At 62.4% G+C, this 24,352-nt stretch carries 15 protein-coding genes; 2 read left to right on the forward strand and 13 right to left on the reverse strand.

Annotated elements, in window-relative coordinates; genetic code table 11:
- Positions 1-5: 5 nt before the first annotated feature.
- The 4 genes from GYH35_RS24100 to GYH35_RS24115 all read right to left on the reverse strand — a co-directional run bounded on the left by GYH35_RS24100 (position 6) and on the right by GYH35_RS24115 (position 7,197).
- Positions 6-908 (reverse strand): ROK family protein, encoded by a 903-nt coding sequence (locus tag GYH35_RS24100; RefSeq protein ID WP_161829691.1) that lies wholly within the window; start codon positions 906-908, stop codon positions 6-8.
- Between the two features lie 127 nt (positions 909-1,035).
- The gene (locus GYH35_RS24105) at positions 1,036-2,262 is read right to left on the reverse strand and encodes an ROK family transcriptional regulator (RefSeq protein ID WP_161829692.1); all 1,227 of its coding nucleotides are present in this window, start codon (positions 2,260-2,262) and stop codon (positions 1,036-1,038) included.
- Positions 2,263-2,366: 104 nt separating this feature from the next.
- Positions 2,367-2,963, reverse strand: a complete 597-nt coding sequence (locus tag GYH35_RS24110; RefSeq protein ID WP_161829693.1) for an SCO family protein — start codon at positions 2,961-2,963, stop codon at positions 2,367-2,369.
- A complete protein-coding gene (locus GYH35_RS24115; protein WP_161829694.1) occupies positions 2,953-7,197 on the reverse strand; it encodes a PA14 domain-containing protein in 4,245 nt (1,414 codons plus the stop codon). Before GYH35_RS24115 ends, GYH35_RS24110 begins: the two co-directional genes overlap by 11 nt.
- A 393-nt stretch (positions 7,198-7,590) precedes the next feature.
- Here GYH35_RS24115 and GYH35_RS24120 point away from each other — a divergent pair, with 393 nt between their 5' ends.
- Positions 7,591-9,756, forward strand: a complete 2,166-nt coding sequence (locus GYH35_RS24120; RefSeq protein ID WP_161829695.1) for a TonB-dependent receptor — start codon at positions 7,591-7,593, stop codon at positions 9,754-9,756.
- 43 nt (positions 9,757-9,799) lie between these two features.
- Here GYH35_RS24120 and GYH35_RS24125 read toward each other — a convergent pair whose 3' ends face one another.
- From GYH35_RS24125 to gabT, 4 genes are all read right to left on the reverse strand, one after another.
- Positions 9,800-11,044, reverse strand: coding sequence for a nuclear transport factor 2 family protein (locus tag GYH35_RS24125; RefSeq protein ID WP_161811874.1), 1,245 nt, complete (start codon positions 11,042-11,044; stop codon positions 9,800-9,802).
- Positions 11,045-11,195: 151 nt separating this feature from the next.
- Positions 11,196-12,590, reverse strand: coding sequence for an amino acid permease (locus tag GYH35_RS24130; RefSeq protein ID WP_161811873.1), 1,395 nt, complete (start codon positions 12,588-12,590; stop codon positions 11,196-11,198).
- Between the two features lie 18 nt (positions 12,591-12,608).
- Positions 12,609-14,069 carry an NAD-dependent succinate-semialdehyde dehydrogenase gene (locus GYH35_RS24135; RefSeq protein WP_202624592.1) on the reverse strand — a complete coding sequence of 487 codons (1,461 nt, stop codon included), beginning with the start codon at positions 14,067-14,069 and terminating at the stop codon, positions 12,609-12,611.
- Positions 14,070-14,094: 25 nt separating this feature from the next.
- Positions 14,095-15,387: a 4-aminobutyrate--2-oxoglutarate transaminase gene (gene gabT / locus GYH35_RS24140; RefSeq protein WP_161812531.1), complete on the reverse strand. Its 1,293-nt coding sequence runs from the start codon at positions 15,385-15,387 to the stop codon at positions 14,095-14,097.
- Between the two features lie 230 nt (positions 15,388-15,617).
- Here gabT and GYH35_RS24145 point away from each other — a divergent pair, with 230 nt between their 5' ends.
- Positions 15,618-16,601, forward strand: coding sequence for a LysR substrate-binding domain-containing protein (locus GYH35_RS24145; protein WP_161811871.1), 984 nt, complete (start codon positions 15,618-15,620; stop codon positions 16,599-16,601).
- A gap of 14 nt (positions 16,602-16,615) precedes the next feature.
- Here GYH35_RS24145 and GYH35_RS24150 read toward each other — a convergent pair whose 3' ends face one another.
- From GYH35_RS24150 to GYH35_RS24170, 5 genes are all read right to left on the reverse strand, one after another.
- Complete coding sequence (locus GYH35_RS24150) at positions 16,616-16,828, reverse strand: hypothetical protein (protein ID WP_161829696.1); 213 nt, start codon at positions 16,826-16,828, stop codon at positions 16,616-16,618.
- A gap of 72 nt (positions 16,829-16,900) precedes the next feature.
- On the reverse strand, positions 16,901-18,700 hold the full coding sequence (locus GYH35_RS24155) for an amidohydrolase (protein ID WP_161829697.1): 1,800 nt from the start codon (positions 18,698-18,700) through the stop codon (positions 16,901-16,903).
- 129 nt (positions 18,701-18,829) lie between these two features.
- Entirely contained in the window at positions 18,830-21,700 is a 2,871-nt protein-coding gene (locus GYH35_RS24160) for a TonB-dependent receptor domain-containing protein (protein ID WP_161811868.1), read from the reverse strand.
- Between the two features lie 244 nt (positions 21,701-21,944).
- Positions 21,945-22,277: a c-type cytochrome gene (locus GYH35_RS24165; RefSeq protein ID WP_161811867.1), complete on the reverse strand. Its 333-nt coding sequence runs from the start codon at positions 22,275-22,277 to the stop codon at positions 21,945-21,947.
- Positions 22,278-22,291: 14 nt separating this feature from the next.
- Entirely contained in the window at positions 22,292-24,220 is a 1,929-nt protein-coding gene (locus tag GYH35_RS24170; protein WP_161811866.1) for a thiamine pyrophosphate-binding protein, read from the reverse strand.
- Between the last annotated feature and the right edge of the window lie 132 nt (positions 24,221-24,352).

Below are 24,352 nucleotides of genomic sequence, written 5' to 3' on the forward strand. Positions count from 1 at the left end.
GACCTCTACTGCAGCGGCCATAGTCGCGCCGCGCCTCTGACGCCGGAGGAATCTCCCCAGCGTGCCTGCACGATGCGCGGCTCCCAGCTGTCGGTGAACACATACGAACGCACTACTGCCGGCAGCTTTTCATAGAGTTCGCGCACGTTCGACATGCCGCCGCCAAGCACGATCGTGTCCGGATCGACGATGTTGCCGATGACCGCTAGCGCCCTGCCCAGACGATGTATGTATCGATACACCGCGCTGCGCGCCGCATCGTCGCCCGCTCGAGCCAGCTCGACGATGTCTTCGGCGCACCGTTGGATATTCGTGTGTGCGACGTAATCTCGCTGCAAGCCGCTGCCGGACACCCAGGTTTCCAGACAACTGCGCTGGCCGCACCAACAGCTGGGTCCGTCGAGCTCTTCATGCGAAGGCCAGGGCAAGGAGATGTGTCCCCATTCGCCGCCGACGCCGTGCGCGCCTTCGACGAGTTGTCCATGGACGATGAGCCCGCCACCGCAGCCCGTTCCCAGGATGACGGCGAACGCTATCTTCGACCCGACGGCGGCGCCGTCGATCACCTCGGAAAGCGCCAGACAATTTGCATCGTTCGCAATCCGCACCGGCCGCCCCAATGCGGAGCTCACGTCTTCGCGGAATCTGCGTCCATTCAACCAGATCGCATTGGCGTTGCGCATCGCGCCGGTACGCGGAGAAACAGATCCGGGCGTGCCGATCCCGACGGTGCAATTGTTTGTTCCGGCTTGCTGCTCGGCGCCGTGCACGAGCTCGCAAACCGTCTTGATCGCTGCCTCGTAGTTGCCAGGCGTCGCCGCGCGAATGCGAGCGCGGAATTCGCCGTCGCCGTCGATGGCAGCGGCTTCGATCTTGGTTCCTCCGAAGTCCACGCCAATCTGAATCAAAGCTCGCCCCTGCCGCTGACGCGGTTCCCCCAATGCCGACTCGGGCAGCCTACTTCCGTGAATTAGAAAAGTAAATTTATTTAATAAGCCAACCGCAGGACAAACCGATGGATCGAGGCGAAATGGATCAGTCGGCGGAGACCTTCATCAACGCCGAGCGAGACGGCAGCAGTCGTTCCTGGAATGGCAGGATGGCTGCCCCGACTGCTGGAGCGTCCGTGGCCATGGCCGCTCGCATGACCGGCGCGATCTTTGGAACATCGCCTGCCCTGCTGCGCAGACGCTGATTGAGCCGCTCAGCGAGCTCATCCACCAGCCCGCTGGGCAATCGGCCGCCGATGAACACCGCCTTGGGATTGACCAGACAGCTCACCGCGAGCAGTGGGTCCGTCAGAAAGTCCGCCGAGTCGGCGATCCAATCTGCGACGACCTCTTTGCCTTTGGCGTCGAGGGACAGCAGGTCCTCCGGCCGCGACACAGCGCGATTCTTCGCGGCCAGTAACTCATACAGGGCGGACAACGAGACCGCCGCCTGCAACGAATGGGCCTTGGTACGACGCGAGCGCAACGGCAGGAAACCGATCTCGCCGCTGCGACCGTCCGCACCCCGAAAGTAACTGCCGTCAATGACCAGACCGCCGCCCAACGATGCGCTGATCAGCAGATAGAAAAACGTCGGGCTGCGCAGGCCATGTCCGAACTGGAGCTCGCCGATGGCCGCCGCGGCGGCATCGTTCTCGACCAGTATCGGTTCGGGCAGAACGTTGGCCAGCATCTTGTTCACATCGACGGTGTTCCAGACGCCGTAGCTGGAGGGCCGATGCGGCAGGTCGATCTGCCCCAGATCGTCGGGCAACGCGACGCCCGTGCCGATGATCTTGCTTTTCGCGAACTGGCGCGTCCGTAACATCTCTTCCATCGCCGTGCGTGCAAAGCTGACCACGGCGTTTGGCAGCGCGAAATCGATCTCGTCGGTGATGCGCGCCCGGACATTCCCGGTCACGTCCAGCGCCACGGCCGTGACGTGGTCGCGATCGATATTCAAGCCGATGGAGAACGCCCCGTCCGGATTGATGGCCAGGCGCTTCGCGGGCTGCCCGCGTTTGCCACGCAGCCGGCCGAGCTCGACGATCAGGTCCTCCTGCAGCAAACGATTGGTGATATTGGCGATCGAGGGCGGGGTCAAGCCGGTGATGCGGGCCAGATCCTGCCGGGTGATCTCGCCATTCACGCGGATCGCCTGCAGCGTCACTCGTTGGTTGTAATCCGCCGCACGCTCCAGGTTGGTCCCGGCAAGGCTGCTGTGTTTGGGCGATCGCTGGGCGGCCCGGCGCACACGGTGGTTGATCTGCATGGCGTTCGGAATCGGGGACTCAACACGACGGCTGTCCCCAATCATGCCACAGGGCGCCCGCGCGGTGGCGCACCGCCGAAGCTGCGAAGGTCGGCCGAAGAAAACTACTCGATGCTCCGACCGGCCCTGACGGCGTCCGTGACCTGCGCCATGGTCGCCACCGGTGCATTGAAGAAGGTGGCGCGCAGTTTCCCTGCGCCATCGATCAGGAAGACCTGCGAGTTGTGCTCGACCAGGTACTCGGAAGGTTTCCGGCCCGGGGTCTTATAAAACGCGGCACGCAGCTCGCTGGCGAGCGCACGCACCTTGTCGGGATGGTCGGTCAAGCCCAGAAAGTTTTTTGACACCGGCTTCAACCAGACTGACAGCGTGTCCGGCGTGTCGCGCTCGCCGTCTACGCTGACGATGACGATGCGCGTCGGCCCGAGCTCCTTTGCATATTGTTTCTCGAGCTGCCGCAGTTGCTCGAGCGCAGCGGGACACACGGCAGGACAATGTGAGAAGCCGAAGAACAGCAGCACGGGCGCGCCCCGCAACTGAGACAGCCGAACCTGCTTGCTCTCGTGATCGAGCAACTCGAAGTCGCTGAGCTGCCGGGACGGATTGGCCAGCAGCGTGCGTTCGGGTGCGGCCAGCGCCGCCGTCGAGATCGCCAGCAGAGCCGCTGCGAACAGGCCGAGCCGCAGCTGCTTAGTTTGCATAAAGGTATTGCCGCGGGATCACTTGGTACGTGGAGGTATTCGGCAGGCGCCACAACAGCTTCGCCACGGCGCTGCCGCCCGATTCGTAGTAGTCCATCTGAATCGTGTAGCGCCGGCCGGCCACGAGATTGACCGAGCCGCTGGTGTTGGTGATCGCCGAATGCAGCGACCAATTGTTGATCACCCGTGAGCCATTCACATACAAACGTACGCCGTCATCGGAAACCGTCTGGAATCGATAGGCTCCCGTAGACGGAGCAACGAATCCTCCAGTCCAGCGCACGGAGAAGTTGTCGCTGCCGATGCCCTCGCCCGGCGAGCCGGTCTGCCAGTCGAAGTTAACCTGCTCGATACGGACCAATCGGGCTGTGCCGCTCAGGGTCGTATTCGTGAAGTACTGGCCCGTCAGACCGCCGCCCGCGACTGGAGCCGTCGTTTCTTCGGCACCGATCTGCTGGAGATATGCGACCACCGAAGTGCGATCCGCACTGCTCAGCGAAACATTCGTGTGCGCACTGACTGCATCCGCAAGAGTCGCCGCAGAGCCGTCGTGAAGGTAAGGTGCGGTTGCCCAGACATCGCGCAACGTTGGCGGATCGATGCCGGTGAGTGCTCCATAGAGACGCTGACCACTGCTCGGCTTGATCGTGCCGATGTTCTGCAACGTCGCCGCGCCACTGGCGGTGAATCTCGTGCCACTGTGACACGAGCCGCACCCGGCCGTTTCAAACACCGTGCGCCCGCGTGAGCCTTCCGTCGTGAGCGCTCCACTGCTGCTGCGATACGGACTGTTCGGGAACGTCGACAATGAGGCTACATACGCGGCGAGCGCGTCGAGATCGGCGCTGACACCCGCCTTGGTCGCACCGAGTGGCTCGCTGCGCGTGGCGAACGCGGCGTCGGACATCAAGCCGGTTCCGCCCGCCAACCCTCGAATCTGGCCCTCGAAGTCCTGCAACTCGTCGAAATTCGCACTCCAGTGCAGGAAGCCGTGCGAAGTCGATGCCCGTCCGACGAGGCTGATGGTATTGCGCAGTCCCTCGCCCATGCCGGTGAGATCCCACACACGGCCGTCGTGTCCACCGTCGTTGTGACACGACGCACAGCTCATGTAACGATCTCGCGCCAGGCGCGGGTCGCGTGCATCGTAGAAAAGCTGCTTGCCCTTGAGCACCTGCGCGGACAACCGCTCGGTCGCGACGGCGTTCAACGACCCGATCGACGGCACCTCGGGTCGGCCGGCGTCGAGCAACGGCTTCAGATCGAATATGCCCACCGTCCGCTGCATAAAATTGTTGACGAACAGACGCGAGCCGTCCGGCGAAAGCGCCAGGCCTTGCGGAGCGAGCCCGACCTCGAAGCGGAAGATCTCCCATCGTCCGTGCGCATCGACCACAGCGACTTCGCGGCTCGTTTCGAGCGCGACGAACATGTAGATGCCGCGCGGATCGAATGCAACAGCGCTGGCAACACTCGAATTGTCGTGATCGATCCGCGCCGCGAGATCCTCGCTGCCGACGCCGAGATCCAGGCGCGAGGACACGGCTCTCACGGTGTTCTGGAAATCGATATTCAGGCCGTCACGCAGCGCGCCGCGGGCGATGTTGTCCTGTTTCGAGGGCACCCACGCCTGGGTGCCGTCCGGAGAGATGACCGCAGCGCCAAGATAGTTCGGCAGGCCGCGTCCCTGACTTTCAAAATCCTGTTTGTCGCTGTGGGCGAGTCGAATCGCGCCGCTGAGCGACGAGGCGCCGGCGTTCACGACGACGATCTCGCCGCCGCCCGCGGAAGTTTGCACGACTCCCGTGCTTTCGCCGGGCATCAACGGCGTAATGAATCGCGACACATAGACCGACGTGCCTTGTGCGTTGACCGAGACATGCCGCGGATTCGGCCCGACATCGATCGTCGCCAGCGTTGCGCCGGTCGAGGCATCCAGCCGCAACAGCCGGCCCGTTCCCTCCAGCGTCACAAAGGCCACCGCGCCGGTCGGAGCGAAAGCGATGCCGAAGGGCTGCGATGCGCGCGGTAGCGCCACCGTTTGCACAACAGCGAGCGTGCTCGGATTGATGATGCTGATCGAGTTGCTGGTCTTGTTGGTCACCCAGATCCTGCCGCTCGGCGCGATGGCCAGAGTGCGCGGCGCCGTGCCGACGGCGATCTCAGCCACTTTTGCGTTCGTGACTGCGTCGAACACGCTCACGGTGTTGTTGTCCTGATTCACCACCCAGACCCGCGCATTCGCCGTCCCGCGCGGCTCGGTCAGGATGTTCGTCGAAGCCGTCGGACGATTCGCTGTGAGCGGCAAATGAATCGTCTGCACGAACGTCTCGGATACTTCCACGCCACGATCGTCGACTGCCGTGACAGTCACGTAGTACACGCCCGGCTGTGTGAACACGTGATCCACCGAAGACGCCGTCGACCATCCCGTCGCAGACGAGCCGTCATCGAAGTACCAGCGGAACCTTGGGTTCTGAGCGTTGCTGGAAGTCGCGGTATAGGTGACCGTGCTGCCGGCCAGACGTGGCGTCGCAGGAGCCGACAGCTGCACCAGCAGCGGAGCAGGATCCGTGACGGTCCATACGAACGCCCGCGTCGCCGCGTTGACTCCATCGCTGACGACAACGGTGACGTGATAGTTGCCCGTGATCGTCGGCGTGCCGCTGATCAGTCCGGTCGCCGCATTGAGCGACAGGCCGGTGGGCAGTCCGCTCGCGGAGAACGAAAGCTCATCGCCATTCGGATCCGACGCAACGAGTTGCAGCTGGGCCGGAACGTTGACGGTGCTGGATCGGTCGCTCACGGCGGCGAGTGTCGGCGTGATCGCAGGAGACCAGTTCGAGGCAACGTTCACCTTGACGATACGCGCATGCGATGGAACGCCCAGCTGGTCGAGGGCGAAGATCATCCAGAAGCCGGGAGGCGCGTCCGCTGCACGCGTCGGCGCTTGCACTCTGAGTTGCGATCCGTTCTGTGCGAACGTGAGCTCGACGAAGCGCTGCTCCATGTTCCAACTGTGCGTCACCGAGCCGGTCTTGATCATCGTGACGCGGCTGATGTTCGTCGCCTTATCAAGATCCACATCGAAGATTTCGCCGATGTCGATCTCCGCGGGCGCAGCTGTGATGCGCAGTTGCTCGGCGCGCTGACCCGATGCGTCATACAGGTACGGCGGGTTGTAAATCTCGACGTTGAGATTGTTCTGCGGGCCAGGCGCGCCACCGCCGCCGACCAGGACGCGGCCGTCGGGCAACAGCAGCGATATCGAGTGATACAGGCGCGCCCGCTGGCCGCTCGGCCCGACCATCCAGGTGCCGGTTGCCGGATTCCAGATCTCGGCGGAGTTGTTCACATTGGTGAGCTGATTCCAGACCGAGCTGCCGCCGGTCGCGAGCACCTTGCCGTTCGGCAGGATCGCCGCGTTGACGAGCCTGCGCTGCGACGACATCGACTGAGTCGGCGTCACGACCGGCGCGCTGCCGTTGATGTCGATGACCACCGCGCCGTTCGAGGAGCCTCCGAACTGGAGAATGCGGCCGGGACGAAACATCGCGGCGCTCGCATCGTTGCCGCGGTACGCAGCTGCGAGCTGAGAGCTCATCGTGAGCGAACCCGTGCCGGCCGGATTGAGATAGTACATCCGGCCCGCGCTGTCATAGCCGAATACCCGACCGTCGGGCGCGATGAAGTTACGGGGGTACATGAAATCGAGGCTGCCCGTCCCCGCGCCGTTCAACAGACGGAACGTACCATCGAGCCCACGAATCTCCGGAAAGTCCGTGCCGCCGGACCCGCCTTGAATGAGCACCTCGCCGTTCAGCAATACCGTCGAGCTCGAGTACCAGCGAGCGCGATTGATGTTCGTGCCGCGGCTCAGCACGTTGCTCGAAAGATCGAGCAGGTTCGTGTTGTTGTTACCGGTGTTGGTCGTACCCGTTCCGGTCCAGTTGTCGCCGCCCGCGAGAAACACCTGACCGCCTTGCGGGAGCACCAGCTGCGAACCGCAGAAAATATCGGTGGCCGTGACATTGTCGAGCGTGAGGTGGCCCGCTGCCGGGTCGCTCGAGACGTCCCACAAGTCATAAATGAAGTACCCGGTCTGGCGCCCGATGCCATCGGTGCCATAGGTCATCACTCGCATGTCGGGCGTAACGACCGCGTGCACGGCGATCAGCGGCCATTGGTAAACTTCGGGATCCCACGCGCCTCGCACGCTGTCGGCGTGAGCCATGTCGGCTGTGACAAGGTTCAGACCGAGTAACGCCAATGCGCCAAGGCGCGACGCCTTAACGCACAACGGCAAAAGCGTCGCGCGACGAGATTGGAACAGCACGTGACACCCCATTTTTGTTATGTGCGAGCTGCCGAATCGCACGTCCGCGAAATTGCAACCGCCGTGCCAGTCTGCGGAAAGCGTTACAGCTCAAGACCCTCGCCCCGGGGGGCTAACGGGTGCGCATACAAAGTGGAAAGTCGCGCGACACCGGGATTGCCCTAAGTGCTCGTGCCATGAGCCGCGCCGGATGGTAACTATCGGTTCTGATAGGTCGACGTTTTGGCCGCCTGCTCTAAGATTGTCCGCAAATCACAAGCTGCTTGCGTGCGGCAATTCGCAGAGAGACTCATGCTTCGATGCTCGCTCGCCGCTGCCGCGCTTGCCCTGCCTCTGGCGACGCTCGCGCAAAGCACTACGGAGAATGCACCCGGCTCGCTGCTCGAAGAGGTTCTGGTCACCGCGACGAAAAGCGCGCAAGCCGAGGCGATCCAGGATGTGCCGCTCACGCTTACCGCGTTCGGCGCGGAGCAACTCGACGCACTGTTCGTCAAAGATCTGCACAGCTTGTCGTTTCAAATGCCGAATGTCGCGCTGGATGACATCGGCACCATCAAGGGCACCGCGAACTTCACCATTCGCGGCTTGGGAATCAACAGCTCCATTCCTTCGATCGATCCGACCGTCGGCGTCTTCGTCGACGGCATGTACCTGGGCATCATCGGCGGCGTCGTGTTCGATCTGTTCGATCTGGAAGGCATCGAAGTGCTGCGAGGCCCGCAAGGATTGCTGTTCGGGCGCAATGTGACCGGCGGCGCCGTGCTGGTGCGGACCCGCAAGCCTTCGCAGGATTTCGCAGCCGACTTCAAACTTTCCACCACGGACGAGCAAGACTCCATCGCGGGCGCGTCGATCTCCGGTCCGCTGATCGCCGAGCGGCTCGCGGCGCGCCTGACCGCGTATTACAACGATGACCAAGGCTGGTTTACCAACCTCGCCGATGGCGAGGACTTCGGCCAATCCAAGACCTGGCTGGTGCGACCTTCCTTGAGCTGGACACCGACCGATGGCAGCGAGCTCCTGCTCCGCTACGAGCATGGCGACATTGCCGGCGACGGCCCGGCAGGACAGAACCGGGCGCTCTACGCTCGCGACAGCTTCGACTTCCAGATGAATTACGACGGTTACAGCGACGTTCAATGGGATCAGGCGATCGCCGAGCTCAATATCGATGTTTCATTCGGCGATGGCGTCATCACCAACATTCTCGGCTGGCGCGATTACACCGGCGGCTCCGGGACCGACGTCGATGCCACGATAAACACCGCGTTTCACTCCCGCACGTGGACCGAGCAGGACCAGTTGAGCGAAGAACTGCGTTACGCCGGCAGCTTCGGCCGCGTCAAACTGACGACCGGCCTGTATTGGTTCACGCAGGATCTCACCTATTTCGAGAATCGAATTCTGAGCGGCGGCGCCGTGAACGCCACGATGGGTGGCGAACAGTCGCACGATGCTTACGGCGTGTTTGCCCAAACGGACATCGCTTTGACTGACGCATGGGTGCTCACACTCGGCGCGCGCTACTCACGCGAGGAAAAGGATGCCCTGATCGCCACCTTCGTGCCCAGCACAGCACGCTCGGTGTGCAGCTTCGAAGGACAAACCTGCACCTTCGACTTCCGTGATAGTCACGAGTGGAGCGACACGACGCCGAAGGTCGGTTTGCAATGGCGTGTCTCGGACGACGCGCAGCTCTACACCTTCTGGACCAAAGGCTTCCGCAGCGGCGGTTATAACTTACGCAGCACCACCACGACCGCCACGCCTGGACCGACAGACCCGGAAAAACAGGACGCCTACGAGCTCGGCGCGAAGGTCGATTGGCTGGACGGACGCCTGCGGACCAATCTCGCGCTGTTCCACAACGAGATCAAAGATATGCAGCGGGAAGTCAATCTATCGAGTCCGGGCGTCGCCGTCCTGCAGATCATCAGAAACACCGCCGACGCAACGATTCGTGGCGCGGAACTGGAGGTGGTTGCGGCTGTGACATTCGATTTCCAACTCACCGGCAACGTGGGCTACACCGACGGAGAGTACGACCGCATCCGCTACGACATCAGCGGCGACGGCATCATCGACGGTCGCGACTACGCGCTTCGCATCCCTCGGCTCACAAAGTTGACGTGGGGCTTGGGACTGAGCTGGGAAACGGATATGAGCAGCACGCCGGTGACGACTCGCATCAACTTCAACCACCGCGACGACGCCGCTTACACGGACAACAATCGCGGCTGGTTGAACGCGGCCGACATGCTCGATGCGAGCGTCGGCGTGAGCCTCATGGATCGACGGCTGCGCCTGTCGCTCTTCGGCCGCAACCTGCTCGACGAAGTCACTGAAGGCAACGACACGCAGCTGCCCAACACCGCCGCGTTCGGGGGCGTCGGCGCAACCTTCTCGCCGCTGAGCAAAGGTCGAGTGCTCGGGGTGGAGGTGAACTACAAGCTTTGACAGCGATAGCGATAGTGATATTGAGTCGAGCAGGCGCCTCCCTCTAGAACCGTGCACGTTCGAACACGAACCAATCGCGGTCGATCAAGCCGCGCTCGATCCGATAGATCGAAAGCTGGTCGATCACCTTGCCATTGGGCAGATGCGCGACATCGCGAGCAGCAACCATATTGCCGAGAGCCACGGTTGCGGTCGTCTCCACCTGAGCAGGGGCGCCGTTCGCGAACATCGCGACATAAGTCTCGCGACGGCTCTTGACGTCGACCAACTTGACCGAAGGTTTGTCACCTATCGTGTGCGGCGCTCCAGAATTGCGAAAGTTCTTGGCGCTAGGGCTGAAGAGCGCGAGGAAACCCTCGACATCGCCCCGATTGTTGAGCTCTGTGAGCTGCATGACCACATCTTCGGCACGCCGGCTGTCGGGCGTCGGATCGGCGTCGGCTCGCGCCAGGTGCCAGAGATCCCGGATGAGACCGTCACGCACTCGATACAGCGCAAGCTCAAAGCTTTGCCGACCGGCACTCGCCACCGGTTCGATCCTCAACTTTACCGCGACGATATCGCCCGCGACTGCAAGATCCATCAGCTCCACCCGCTTGCGCTGCTCATGCGTGCCCATCGCATTGACGGGTTCGCCGACCAGACGATCGCTATCGGTAGGAACATCGAACGCCTTCACATCCGGGCTGAGCAGCTCGCGCAACCTCTCGGTATTGCCTGTCGCGAGAGCATGGATGTGCGCGCGGACGACCGCTTCCGGATCTGCCCTCGTCGCCGCGACATCAGGATCGGGCACACGCGCGAACTCCATTCTCACGGTCTGCATCGGCTTACCGGGGCTCGCGATCGTCCAGTCCTGGTTGTGGCGCGAGTCGTCGACGATCTCCCAACGCGTCGAATGAAAATGGCGTGGATGCTTGTCCAGATTGGTGGCGCTCTGCAGACCGAAGTCGAGCACGCGGTCCACCTTCGAGGGACGGGCGACGTAGTGAAGCTGATTGCCGAAATCGCAGTAGTGATCGGCGCGCAGCTCAGAGCCGACCAGATAGAAGACAGTCGCGGTGAGTTGCTCTCCATTCTTCCATTCCTCGTGCAGCACTGCCGTGCCGAACGCGAGAGGTCGGAAGATATTGCGCATCACTTCATTGCGAGGAATCGGCGCATCCCACGTGCCTGCGAGCGCCTTCAGCTGCTCAAACTGCGCTCGTGCGTCGGCCCGAACCTTTGTCGCCGATGCGTCGAACATCAACGCCACGGCTACGACACCCAGGGCGATCACGCGTTTCATTGTCCACCTCCGCTTGAGGAGGGGAACTCTAGCGATCGGTAGTACGGCCCTCTTGAACGAAATTGCGGACGCGCCCTGGCGTGTCACTCCATATTCGTTTGAAGTGGCGATTGAGGTGGCTTTGGTCTGACAACGGCGTCACGCCCGGGAGCTAAGCATCCGCTGCCGCCGCCGGCGACACCGCCGGCCCTGACCGACGCCGTGCGGCGTACGCCAGCAGCACGACCAAAGTACAGAACACACTCGCATACAGCTGACTCGCCAGCTCAGCAGTAAAGGCCATGGCCGCCAGCACGGCCACGATGGCCGCGATCACAGCCCAGCTCAAATAAGGAAACAACCACATGCGGACGCTCAATGTTCGCAGGACATCGGGCGCCAGTTCCCGTCGCTGGCGAATTTGCGCAAAGGCAACAATGGCATAGACGATCAACATGATCGCGCCGGACGTATTGAGCAGGAATGCGAACACCACAGACGGCGAGATGACCGCGGTGATGACGGCCCCATAACCGAGCGAGCTGCCGAGCAGGATCGCGCGAACCGGCACCTTACTGGCGCTCAGCTTCACCATGGACTGAGGGGCATCGCCGTGCGCGGCGAGAGTGAACAGCACACGCGATGTGACATAGACACCGGAGTTCAGGCAGGACAGCACAGCCGTCAACACGACTACATTCATGATGAGGCCCGCGCCTGGAATGCCGATGCGCTCCATCGCCATGACGAACGGCGAAATGCCCGGCTGGATGTCGGTCCACGGAATCACCATGACGATCAGCGCAATGGAGCCCACATAGAACAACAGAATGCGCAGCAGGATGGTGACGGTCAGGCGCGAGATCGTGCGGGCCGACTCATTCGATTCCGCTGCCGCGATGATCGCGATCTCGGCGCCGATCAAAGAGAAGATCACCGTGGTGATCGCGGCAAGCACGGCAATGGGTCCACGCGGCATGAAGCCCCCATGCGCCACCAGGTTCCGCACGCCCTGCTCCGACTCCGGCGTGAATCCGATGAGATATCCGGCGGCGATGACCAGGAACGCAATGATCGCGGCGACCTTGACGGAGGCGAACCAGAACTCGAACTCTCCATACGAGCGCGTCGACATCAGGTTGACGACGGTCAGAATCACCATCAGCGCCAGACCGATCTGCCAATCGGGCAACGGGATCCATTGCGCAATGATGGCGGCGCCCGCGATGGCTTCGATCGCGACCACGACCACCCAGAAGTACCAATAGAGCCAGCCGGTCACGAAGCCCGCCCAGTTGCCCAAACCGATGCGTGCATATTCGGTGAAGGAGCCGGCGCCCGGATTCACGCAGGCCATTTCGCCGAGCATGCGCATGACCAGCAGAATGACCAGCCCCGCGAGCAGATAGCTCACAGTGATGGCCGGCCCCGCCGCGCTGATCGCCGCACTGCTGCCGACAAACAATCCCGCGCCGATGATTCCTCCAATGGAAATCATGGTCACGTGGCGCGATCGCAGGCTCTTCGCCAGGCCGGTGGTCGCGGTCGCTGCAGGGGTTGGGCTCATGAGTGCTCCGGATCGACGCTAGCCAGCCGAAATTTCGCTACAGACGAATTTGATATCGAGATAGTCATCGATCCCATACGAGGAGCCTTCCCGTCCCACACCGGATTCCTTCACGCCGCCGAAGGGCGCGACCGCAGTGGAAATCAGCCCCGTGTTCAAACCGACCATCCCGTAGCGAAGCGCTTCCGAAACACGCCAGGCCCGACTCAGATCGCGGGTGTACACGTACGCCGCCAGGCCAGCGCTCGTATCGTTCGCAAGCGCAACTGCCTGCGCCTCGTCGTCGAAGCGCAGCAGCCCCGCGACCGGACCGAAGGTCTCCTCATGAAACAGCGCCATGCGCGGCGTCACACCCGTGATGACCGTCGGTTCGTGAAAGTTGCCGTGCTTGCGTGCGCCCCCGGTGAGCACTCGCCCTCCTTGCTCGCGCGCATCGGCGATGTGGCGTTCGACCTTGCCGAGCGCGGCACTATTAATAAGTGGCCCCTGCTGCGTCGGCCCTTCGAGACCGTCCCCGACGACCAGTGCCGACACACGTTGACTCAGTCGGATCGCAAACTCGTCGTAGACGGCACTATGCACGAGGAAGCGATTTGCACAAACGCAGGTCTGTCCCGTGTTGCGAAACTTGGAAGCTATGGCGCCTTCCACGGCCTGCGCAATGTCCGCGTCATCGAACACGATGAACGGCGCGTTGCCGCCGAGCTCGAGTGAGACCCGTTTGACGGTGCTCATACACCGTGCCGCCAGCATCTTACCCACCGGCGTGGAGCCGGTGAACGTGAACTTGCGAACTCGGGCATCGGTGGTCAGCACTTCGCCAATAGCGCGAGGTTCGCCGGTAACGACATTGAACACGCCGGGCGGCACCCCCGCCTCACTAGCGAGCAGCGCCAGCGCCAGCGCGGAAAACGGCGTCAGTTCCGAAGGCTTGAGCACCACGGTGCAACCCACTGCCAATGCCGGGGCAACTTTGCGAGTAATCATCGCGGCCGGAAAATTCCACGGCGTGATCGCGGCAACCACACCGACGGGCTGCTTGAGCACCAGCAATCGTTTGTCGGGGAGGTGACCCGGGATGATTCCACCGTAGGCGCGCCGGGCTTCTTCGGCGAACCACTCGATGAAGCTGGCTGCATAGGTCACCTCGCCGCGCGCCTCGGCGAGCGGCTTGCCCTGCTCGGCGGTCATCAGTCTGGCAAGGTCTTCGGTGTGCTTGACGATCAACTCATACCAACGCCGAAGAACAGTCGCTCGCTCGGCGGCGCTCTTCGCACTCCACGTGACGAATGCGCGATCTGCCGCCGCGACGGCCTGCGTGGTCTCGGCTGCTCCCAACTCGGGCACGGAACCGAGCAGACCTCCCGTGGCAGGATTGTTGACGCCGATGACAGCGTTCGCCGAGATCCATTCGCCGTCGATGTACGCAGCTTCCCTCAACAGGTCGGGCCGCGCGAGGCCGAGACGTGACCGTTCCATCTTCGTATCCATTCAGCGGGCCTGCTCAGCAGCTCGCACGCGTGTTCCGAATCGCATTCACGAGGATGTTCAGCCCCTCGTTCAACACTGCATCTGAAATAGTGAGCGGCGTCAGCAGCCGGACGGTCTCGCCGTAGGTGCCGCACGTGAGCACGATGAGCCCACCGTCCAGCGCGCGTGCCGCGACCAGCCTGGCGCCGACGCCGTCGGGCGAGCGATCTGGATCCGACTTGACGACATCGAACGCCAGCATCGCGCCCAGCCCGCGCAAGTTCGCAATCGGCGCGTTGCTGTTCGAGCGCATCACTTCATTGATACGTGTGCGGATCGTATTGCCGATCTCGTGGGCGCGCGCCAACAGGTTTTCTTTCGCGATCACATCGATGACCGCCAGGGCCGCGGCGCAGCTGATCGGTGAACCTGCATAGGTACCGCCGAGCCCGCCCGGCTCCACGGCATCCATGAGCGCCGCGCGGCCCACGACGCCGGACAGTGGAAAGCCTCCGGCGATTGACTTCGCAACCGTCACCAGGTCCGGCTCGATGCCGGCGTGCTCGATGGCGAACATTCGCCCGGTGCGGCCGAAACCCGACTGGATCTCATCGGCGATCAGCACGATGCCGTGCTCGTCGCAGACTCTGCGCAGCGCCTGGAGCAGCTGCGCCGGTGCGACGTTGAACCCGCCCTCGCCCTGCACCGGCTCGATGATGATCGCCGCCACTTTGCTCGGCTCGACGTCGCTATGGAACAGCGACTCCAGTGCGCGCAGCGTATCGGCCACCTGGATGCCCCGATGCTCGACGGGGAACGGCAGTCGATATACGTCGTTCGAGAGCGGCCCCATGTGCTGCTTGTACGGCTTGACCTTGCCGGTCAGCGCCAGCGTCATGGTCGTGCGTCCATGAAAGGCGCCGCTGAATGCGATCACCGTCGAGCGGCCGGTGGCGATGCGCGCAATCTTGAGCGCATTCTCGACCGCTTCTGCACCACTGGTGAACAGCACACTCTTGGCCGCGCCCTGGAACGGCGCAAGTCCGTTGAGACGCTCGGCCAACTCGATGTAGCTCTCGTAAGCAAGAACCTGAAAAGCAGTGTGGGTGAATTTCTCGAGCTGATGTTGTACGGCCGCGGCCACTCGAGGATGTCGATGTCCCGTCGCGAGCACGCCGATGCCGCTCGCGAAATCGATATAGCGCTGTCCGTCAACATCCCTGATCTCAGCATTTTCCGCAGTGGCTGCGAACAACGGTGTCGCCGTGGAAACACCACGCGCGACGGCTGCAGTTTTGCGGGCGAGCAGGCCAGCGTTGGCCGAAATAGATTGTGTCAGTTTCAAAGCTCTGAATCCGTTGCTGCGGAAGAAAGAGATTGTGTAGTCTTCCACGCGAGGCGCGGCGCTCGATAGATGCGTTTGAAGATCCAACCGGTGCACGATCGTCACCGTCATAGGACAGGTTCGCTCTGATCGACAGCTCACGTGCACGGACATTGCATGCCTCGATACGCACTCGTGTACTGCTGGCCAACAGACGATGGGGCGATTTAACGATGTCGATTGTCGAGGAGAAGCGGGCTTCGTTGCCCCCGTTCGCAGCGTTGCGGGCGTTCGAAGCGGTTGGAAGACTTTGCGGCATACGCCGCGCCGCTCAATCGTTGGGCTTGGATCACGCAGTCGTGAGCAGACATCTGCGCACGCTGGAGGAATGGGCGGGCATGCGCCTGTTCGATCGCGCTCACGGCAACACGGTGTTGACGGCCGAAGGGTTCCGCTATCACGCCCGGGTCACCGCGGCTCTCGCCGAGCTCAGCGATGCGAGTATCGAGCTCATTCGCGCCAACGAAGGCGCGCATCTCAGTATTTGTTGTGTCCCAGGTTTCGCCTCCGAATGGCTGATGTCTCGCTTGAAAAATTTTCAGGAGGCGAATGCCGGGCTCGATCTGGAATTGCACCCGACCGATCACAGTCCTGATTTCTCCCGCTACGAAGCGGACGTGGATATCCGCTACGTCCAGGGCGCACCGACGATCTCGGCCGCGACCATGACCGGCGGCGTGCGCCGATTCGAGATTGCGCGTCCGCCTGTGTGTGCCGTGGCAAGTCCGGAATACGCGGCCAAGCTGCTGCCGATCCACGGCGCAAGCGCGCTGCTGAATGCGCCGTTGTTACACGAAGAAAGTCATCAGCAATGGCGAGCCTGGTTTGCCATGCACGGCATCGAAACGCCGGACACGTTGCCCGGGCCGCGTTTGTGGCACGCTCACTTGACGGTCGAGGCCGCACGTCGAGGACAAGGGGTGGCGCTGGCGAATCCTTTCTTGTTCGGCGACGACCTGAACACCGGTCGACTGGTCGATCTACTCGCGCCCAGCGAGCAACAGGTGACGCTCGGTTCGTATGTATTTTCGGCTCGCGCCGACCGCTGGCAATCGCCCGCAATCGTTCGCTTCCGGCATTGGCTGAAAAACGCCGTTGCCGAGGCGTGCGCACCGCCCGCCTCAGCGCCGAAGCGTTCGATCGAGTCGGACGCTTGATCGAGACCGACGCGTCAGTCCGCGCTCGCTTGCCGCAGCGGTATGCCGTGCATGCCGGCCTTGTTCTTGATCGCGGACTCCGAACGGCGCAGCGTCGACGCGATCGAGCTGACTGGCACGCCGCGGCTGGCCAGTGAGCGCAACAAGCCGAGCTCTTCGCTCGACCAGAGGTTCGCTGACTTGAATCGGGTGTGATTGCGCGAAGGTAGAAAAGAAGTCGATCGCATCGCTCGGTCTCGTAGCAAGGCGCCGCCACGCGGCGGCGCCTGTTCGTCACATTTATCTGCCAGGCGCCGCTGTTACTTTCTCGGCTGTTGCACCGGGTGGTAGTAGTTCGGCAGCCCCGCCGGCGTATCGAAGATCCGGCCGTTGATGATGGTCTGCAGGACCGTCAGATCTTTGATCTTCAGTGGATCGATCGTGAAGATGTCGTCGGACAGCACCGCGAAGTCCGCCACCTTGCCCGGCTCGATCGAGCCGCGAGTCTTCTCATCGAAGGTCTGCCAGGCCGCATCGATCGTGTAGGCGCGAATCGCCTGCTGAAGAGTGATTGCTTCCTCCGGACCGTACACCTTGCCGTCCGCTCCGCGACGAGTCACAGCGGCGTATAGCCCATACATCGGGCCGTAGGGACGCTCGTCCGAGCCGAAGGTCAGCTTCAGACCGTGATCGAGGATCGTGCGGGCCGGATTGTTACGCGCCAGCTGTTCCCCCTTCAGAGCGAGCGAGAAAAACGGCTGCAGGCCATAGGTGAAGTTCGGCTGCAGGGCGACGCCGATACCGAGCTCCTTCATCTTCTGGTAGGTCGCCTCCGGCGGTCCGACTTCGACGTGGATCAGGTGATGACGATGATCCTCGCGCGGGCTCTCCTTGATCACCCGCTCCAGCACATTGGTGATGATGACGGAGGCTTCGTCGCCGGCCGAATGGATGCCGAGCTGCCATCCCAGCTTATGCGCACGCTTGAACACGTGATAGAAATAATCCGGCTCGCTGCGCCAGCCGCCCTTGTAGGTTTCGACGTGCTTGTGCGGCTCGGAATTGATCGGCCAGGGCCGGCTGAAAGTGTAGCCGCCGTCGAGAAACATCTTGATGGCGCCCAGCTTGACCCACTCGTTGCCGGCGCCCGTGTGCCAACCGTAGCCCTCGAGCGCGGCCAGGTTCTTCTGCAAGGCGTCGAAGTCTTCGGCACGCAGACCGGGCTGCACGGTCATGCGCGGCAGCTCGCCTTTGAACTCGCCCTGCAGGTTCTGATACAGGCGCAACGTATATTGATTGGCGGCTGCGATGTTCAGACTGGTGACGCCCAGATGGCGCATGTTGACGAAGAAATCCTTGTAGCCCAGGAACTCGTCGCGGGCGGACAGCTTCGGCGTCGGCGGCAGCGGCGGCGCGAACGCCTCGATCGCATCGCCGACCGAGTACCACAACACGCCGGTCGGCTCGCCATTCGCATCCTTCTCGATCTTGCCGTCGCCGGCGGCCGGCTGCGGGGTGTCCTTGGTGATGCCGAACATGCGCAACGCCAGCGAGTTCGCCACCACCAGCTGCGAGGCGCGCACGATCAAAGGATTGTTGGGCACGACTTTGTCCAACATCTGGCGAGTCGGGATCTTCTTCACGTCCTCGTTGATCCACACCGTGGCCGGCTCGGCATCGGTGAAGTAGCGGCGGAATGCATTGGCGCGCAGCCAGACGCCGGGCGGCAGCTTCTTCACCGCTTCACGCAACGCCTTCTCGTTCTCCGCCCAGGTATAGGCGTGCACCAGATCGACTTCACCCGGCGCGACCAGCGGCTCGCGCGGGCCCGGGTGGACGTGGTTGTCGACGAAGCCCGGCAACACCGTCTTGCCGCCGAGATCCAATGTTTTCGACGCGGTGTAGCCGGACGCGATCGAAGCATCGCCGGTCGCCAGGATGCGGCCTTTGTCGACCACGACCGTGGTGACGAAGTTGTTCTGGGCATCGACGGTGGCGATCTTGCCGTTGGTGAGGATCAGATCGACCTCGGTCGCGGCGAACGCTGCCGTCATGCTCCCGATCCCCATCGCGACGGCGCAGCCGGCAGCGACCAGCGAGCGTCTGGAAAACATCTTCATCTCTGCACTCTCCTGCTTTGACAAGGCAATTCTTCGAAAGGAACGGTGGCTACGGAGCGCCACCGGATTGTTTGGAGCGATCGCTCGACCGGAAGATCGCCGGCGCCGCCGACGATCTTCCGTTGCCGATCAGAAGCTGAATTCCATGCCGACGCGGTAGACGCGCCCCAGCTTGTCCCAGCGACCGCCTTCGGAGCGGGAGTAGATGTAGCCGAGCCCTTCCAGCGGCGACTGCGGCACCAACTCCGGATCCTCGTTCAGCAGGTTGCGAATGTTGGCGAACAGCTTGCCCCGACCGGGGCCGAAGAAATTGTCGAAACGATACGCCAGCGACAGATCGAGATAGAACCCGCCATCCAGCGTCATCGTGTCGTACGTGCGCGACGCCGACGTCGATACCGGGCACCCGGAAGTACACTCGAACGCGTTGTTGTTGAGCACCGTGTCGTCGAAATAGCGTCCGGTGAGGCCCGCGGAGAAACGATCCAGGTCGTAGTTCAACTGAGCTGTGTAGACGTTCTCCGGTGCATTCACCGCGCCGACGCTGTCGGTGGGCAGGGTCATCGTGTCGTCGACAACGTTCTCGATGTAATGCGTGCCCATCAGGCGCAGCGCCACGTCGCCGGGAGCGCCGTCGAACGCGCTGGACAGCGAGAAGTTGTAGCTGGCCTCGATATCCACACCGCTCGCTTCCTGGTTGGCGATGTTGAAGTTGCCCTGCTCGACGCGGTAGATCATGTTGTTGCCGTCACGATAGATGCGCGAGCACAGCGAGTCGAAACCCTCGTAGCACAGTCGAACGATGTTCTGACCGAGGATCTGCTGGATGGAGTCGTCGATCTCCACCTTCCAGTAATCCACCGAGAAACTCAGGCCGGGCGCATACTCCGGCTGCAACACGAAGCCGGCAGTGAACGTATCCGCCACTTCGGGCACCAGGCTCGGGTTTCCGGTCTGGATACGCTGCGGCGACACGGTCTGACCGGTCAGCGGATCGAGAATGGTGATCAAGCCGTAGTTCTGTTCCTGGAACAGCTCGCTGATGCTGGGTGCACGAATGTCACGGGACATCGTGGTGCGCAGGCGGAAGCCGGGAGTCACGGCATAGGTGGTGCCGATCTTCCAGGTATCGACGCTGCCCGAAACCTCATAGTCGGTGTAGCGGAACGCCGCGTTGAGCTCCCAGTTATGGGCAAACGGCAGACCCGACAGCAACGGGAACAGCACTTCGACCGCGGCTTCGGAAACGTCGTAGCCGGCGTCGAGGAACATGTGACTGCCGGAATGCCAGCCGCTGACCGCAGCGACCGGATCGGGATCGACAGTCGCCTCTTCCTTGCGATGTTCGACGCTCAAGGCCATGGACACCGGGCCCGCCCAGTTATTGAAGACGTCGCCGGTGATGGACGCCGCATAGACTTCCTGCGTCGTCGTCTGTTCGGAGTACGCCGTGCCCAGCACGTAATTGCGCGCCAGCTCGTCGTTGACGCCGGTGCCCATCGGATTCCAGGGCACGCATCCGTTGTTCGGAGCGGTGAGCGTCGAGCGGCAGACGATGGCGCCGGTCCTCGGATCTCTCACCGCATCGAGCGCTCTGTTGTAATTGGCGATGTTGCGTACGTTGTAAGTGGAGTGATAGCTCTTGGTCTTGCCCAACTGCGCATACGCATCCCACTTCCAATCGCGGCCGAGCAGGCCGAACCTGCCTTCCGCGCCGACGACGTAACGGTTGGCCGCACGTTCGGTGTCGGTCGTGACCCAAGGCATGTCGTAGTTCATCGTCCCGAGCTGGAACGACTGCACGCCCAGCGTCGTCATCTGCGCCTGAACTTCGGCGGGAATGAATGGGTTGCCCGATTGCACGACCGGACCGCCCGACACCTGATAGTGCGGGAACGCGATACCGTAGCTGTCAGTGACGCCGCGTGAGAATTGCGCGAAGACGTTGATGTTGTCCGTCAGGTCGTACGACACACGAGCAAACAAATTCTTGCGGCCGTGTTCCGGCAGCAGACTGTAAGCATCCGTGGTCAACGTCGAACGATAGTCGCCGCCGGACATGAAGAAACCACCGGCGCCCTCGCCGTAGTTGAACACGTAGGGCTGACCGCCTTCGCCGAAAGCCAGCCCACGCAGCGGACCTGCGCTGATCACGCCGCCGTGAGTCGCTGTCGAGAGGAACACGTTGTCGCGCAGGATGAGTTGCGGCTGGCCGTTGGTGCCGTTGTATTGCGGATTGACGATGTAGTTCGTCGTCGTGCGCGCCCAACTGCGATCGCCCACGCCCCGAATGCCTTGGTTGTCGGTGAGCTCGCCACTGAGCAGCACGTGACCGCGTCCCTCGGCGAATGGGAAGCCGCCCGCCAGCGAGATCTTGAAGTTCTCGGCGTCGCCGTAAGACGTAGCGCCTCCCGAGACTTCGCCCTTGAAGCCTGTGAACTCGCGATCCAGGATGAAATTGACCACGCCTGCGACTGCGTCCGAGCCGTAGACCGCGGACGCGCCGCCAGTCACGACTTCGACGCTCTTGATCAACTGCTGAGGAAAGTTGTCGACGTCCACGATGCCGGATGCGAGCGATCCGACTGCACGCTGACCGTCGAGCAGCACCAACGTGCGGGCTTCGCCCAGGCCACGCAGATTGACTGCAGAAACGCCGGCGCGGTTGAAGCCCGGCAGACCGGTGCCGCTGGTGAGGTTGTAGCCGCCGACGAAAGCCGGAATCGTCGTCAACGTTTCATTCAAGCTCGAGTTGGCGGTGCTGGTGAACGCTTCCACGCCGATCACGGTCAACGGGCTCGGTGCGTCATAACCGTCGCGAGCGATGCGCGAGCCTGTCACTGTGACGCCTTGAAGCGGTTCGACGGCATCCGCTGGCGCGTCCGACTGCGCTACCGTTTGCGCCTCCTGTGCGGCGCTCTCGGCCGCAAGCACCGCGCCAGGCACTGCCAACGCAAGAATCACGGCATATCGCAAAGTCAAAGACGGCTTTGGTTTCATGAGTCAATTCCTAGCAGGATGGAATTTGGTTGAAATCTTTTCGATGCGCTGCACGTTAGACGTGAACGACAGTCGTCAGATAGATGCCAAACCGGATCCGGATGGTGTCAGCAAGGCACCATTGCTCGGGCAATTCACAGAAAATGGCTGAGCAGATTTCGCATGCAGCGAAATCGTGCGTGAGGCAGGCGATGAACGATCGCTTTGGTGCACGGTTGCGATGGCAACCGTGCACTCACGAGGATTAGCGAAGCAGCTCGGGGAGCTCTTTGGCGGGGCCCGGCAGTGAAGTCAGATATGCGTAGATGTCACGCAACTCCGCGTCCGTCAGCGTCGTCGCAGAGTAAGGCGGCATGCCGCCGCCGACAGGCCGTCTCACGAAGATCTCGAATGCTTCGTACGGATACTTCATCGCGGCCATGGTGGGTCCACGCGCGCCTTGCGCCGCTTGCCCGTGGCAGTGATGACAACCCGCCGACAGGAAGGACTCCTTGCCCTTCGCCAAATCGGCGGCGGAAGACTCCTGTGCCATGAATGCAACGACAGCGAACGACAACGACAACATCGAGTGGCTCATCGACTTGCTCCCGCTCATGATCGCGAACCGTCGCAGATGATGTCGACCAGCGCCGGCAATCCCTGCTTGACCATCGCAATGGCCCGCTTCAGGGCCGGCGCGATGTCGGCGGGATTTTCGATCGGACCCTCGCCGTACACGCCCATGCTCTTGGCCAGCGTCGCGAAGTCGATATCCGGATCGGTGATCACGTTGGCGATGTTGACCGACTCCGGCCGGATGCCCCGGTTGCGGCGACTGGCCAGCTTCTGGATGTGCATGATCTCCTGGTGATAGCTGCGGTTGTTATGCATCACGTAGAGAATGGGGATGCGATGATGCGCCGCCGTCCACAGCGTGCTCGGGCAATACATGAAATCGCCATCGCCCTGGAGCGCCACACTCAATCGGCCATGCGCCTTGTTCGCCAGCGCGCCGCCCAGCGAGCCCGGAAGGTTGTAACCGAGGCCCCAGCCGCCCGAGAACCCATTGAAACGGTAGGTCTTGTCAGCATCCCACAGCCACTTCTGCCAAGGCGCATGAAAGCCCTGCCCGACCAGCGACCAGTCTTCGTGCTTGATCTGCGCGTAAACTTCCGCACATAGCCGAGCGCCCGTCACGGGCGAACCGTTCCAACCGATGCTGGCGCGTTGTTTCAACACTTCACGCGCCGCCCGACTCGCTTCGGCGAGACGCGCGCCACGCGCCTTGAATCGCGAACGGTCTTTGGCAGTGATCAAGCGCTTGCACGCTTCGATCAGCGACGGCAGGCTCGATTCCGCATCGGCGGGCACCAGCAGATCGACGCTCTCGAACCGTCCGAACTCCTGATAGTTCGCATGCATGAACAGCGCCTTGGCGGTGATATGCACCGTCTTCACGTCGGCGCGCGCCGTGCGCGTCTCGCGTCGAGCGATGCGATCCGCTTGCGTGTTGAGCAGGCTCCAGAAGCTGCTCACCTCCAGGCCCACGATCAGATCCGCATCGCCCATGCTGAAGCGCATCGTCTGATTCAGCGGGTGCAGATTGGGAAAGTTCGTGCGGGCGTTACGATCGATGACGGCGCACTGAAGTAGCTCGGCAAGCTCCACCAGAGAATCCATGCCCGCCTGAGTGCGCGCCAATCGCTCGGCGACCAGCACTGGATTGTCCGCAGCGACCAGCAGCTTCGCGACCTCCAGCATCGCTGCAGAATCCGCCGCGACGGGCGCGATCTTGGAGAGCCGCTTCACCGGCGGCTTGACGCCTCCCGGCAAAGGATTCTCCTGCAGATCCTGATCGACGGAGAGCAGCACCGGCGCCTGCGGCGGCGTCATCGCCATCTGGTAGGCACGCACGGCGGATTCACCGAAGTGCACGAGCGACGCCGGTTGGTCGTCCCATTTCAAAAAGTCGCGCACCATCGCTGCTGGATCCTGCGCGGTGTGCTGCCAATCCACGGCGAGGCCGCGTTTCTGCACATCCAATGCGTTACCGATCAACATGACGACCGGCACTTGATCGCAATACGCGTTATACAGTCCCATGGATGCGTGCTGCAGACCCACGGTTCCATGCGCCAGTACCGCCATGGGCTTGCCCGCGATCTTCGCGTAACCCTGAGCCATGGCGACGCCGATCTCCTCGTGCAGCACCGTCAACAACTCGGGCTTGTTGCCGCCGTAGTTGACGATGGATTCCTGCAAGCCGCGCACGCTCGAGGATGAGTTGATCGCTGCGAAATCGATGTTCAGCGCCTTCAGCACGTCGACCATGTAGTCGCTGCCGCTGTCGGACTGAAAAGTAGGATCCGGATCAGCCTCGACGCATGCGGGCTGAGTTGGCCCGCTCGTATCGGATTGCTGTGATGACTGGGCAGCCACCGGCGCGGATATCGCCGCGATACCGGCGAACATGCCGCCCTTGAGGAACGAGCGCCGATTCTCGACCTCCGCGTGCTCGCTTGGGTCGTTATCGTTTTTCATGTTGCGCTCCCTTCTACTGTTCGGTGAATCGTAGGAGAGACGCGCTGCTGAGGAACAGTTGCCCGCGACATCCTCTATGGTGACTGCGAGGCACCAATCGACGGCGCGGTCAAAACATTTCCGGTGCGGAGC

Origin of the sequence: Steroidobacter agaridevorans (genome assembly GCF_009932555.1) — a bacterium.
Taxonomy (GTDB): Bacteria; Pseudomonadota; Gammaproteobacteria; order Steroidobacterales; family Steroidobacteraceae; genus Steroidobacter; species Steroidobacter agaridevorans.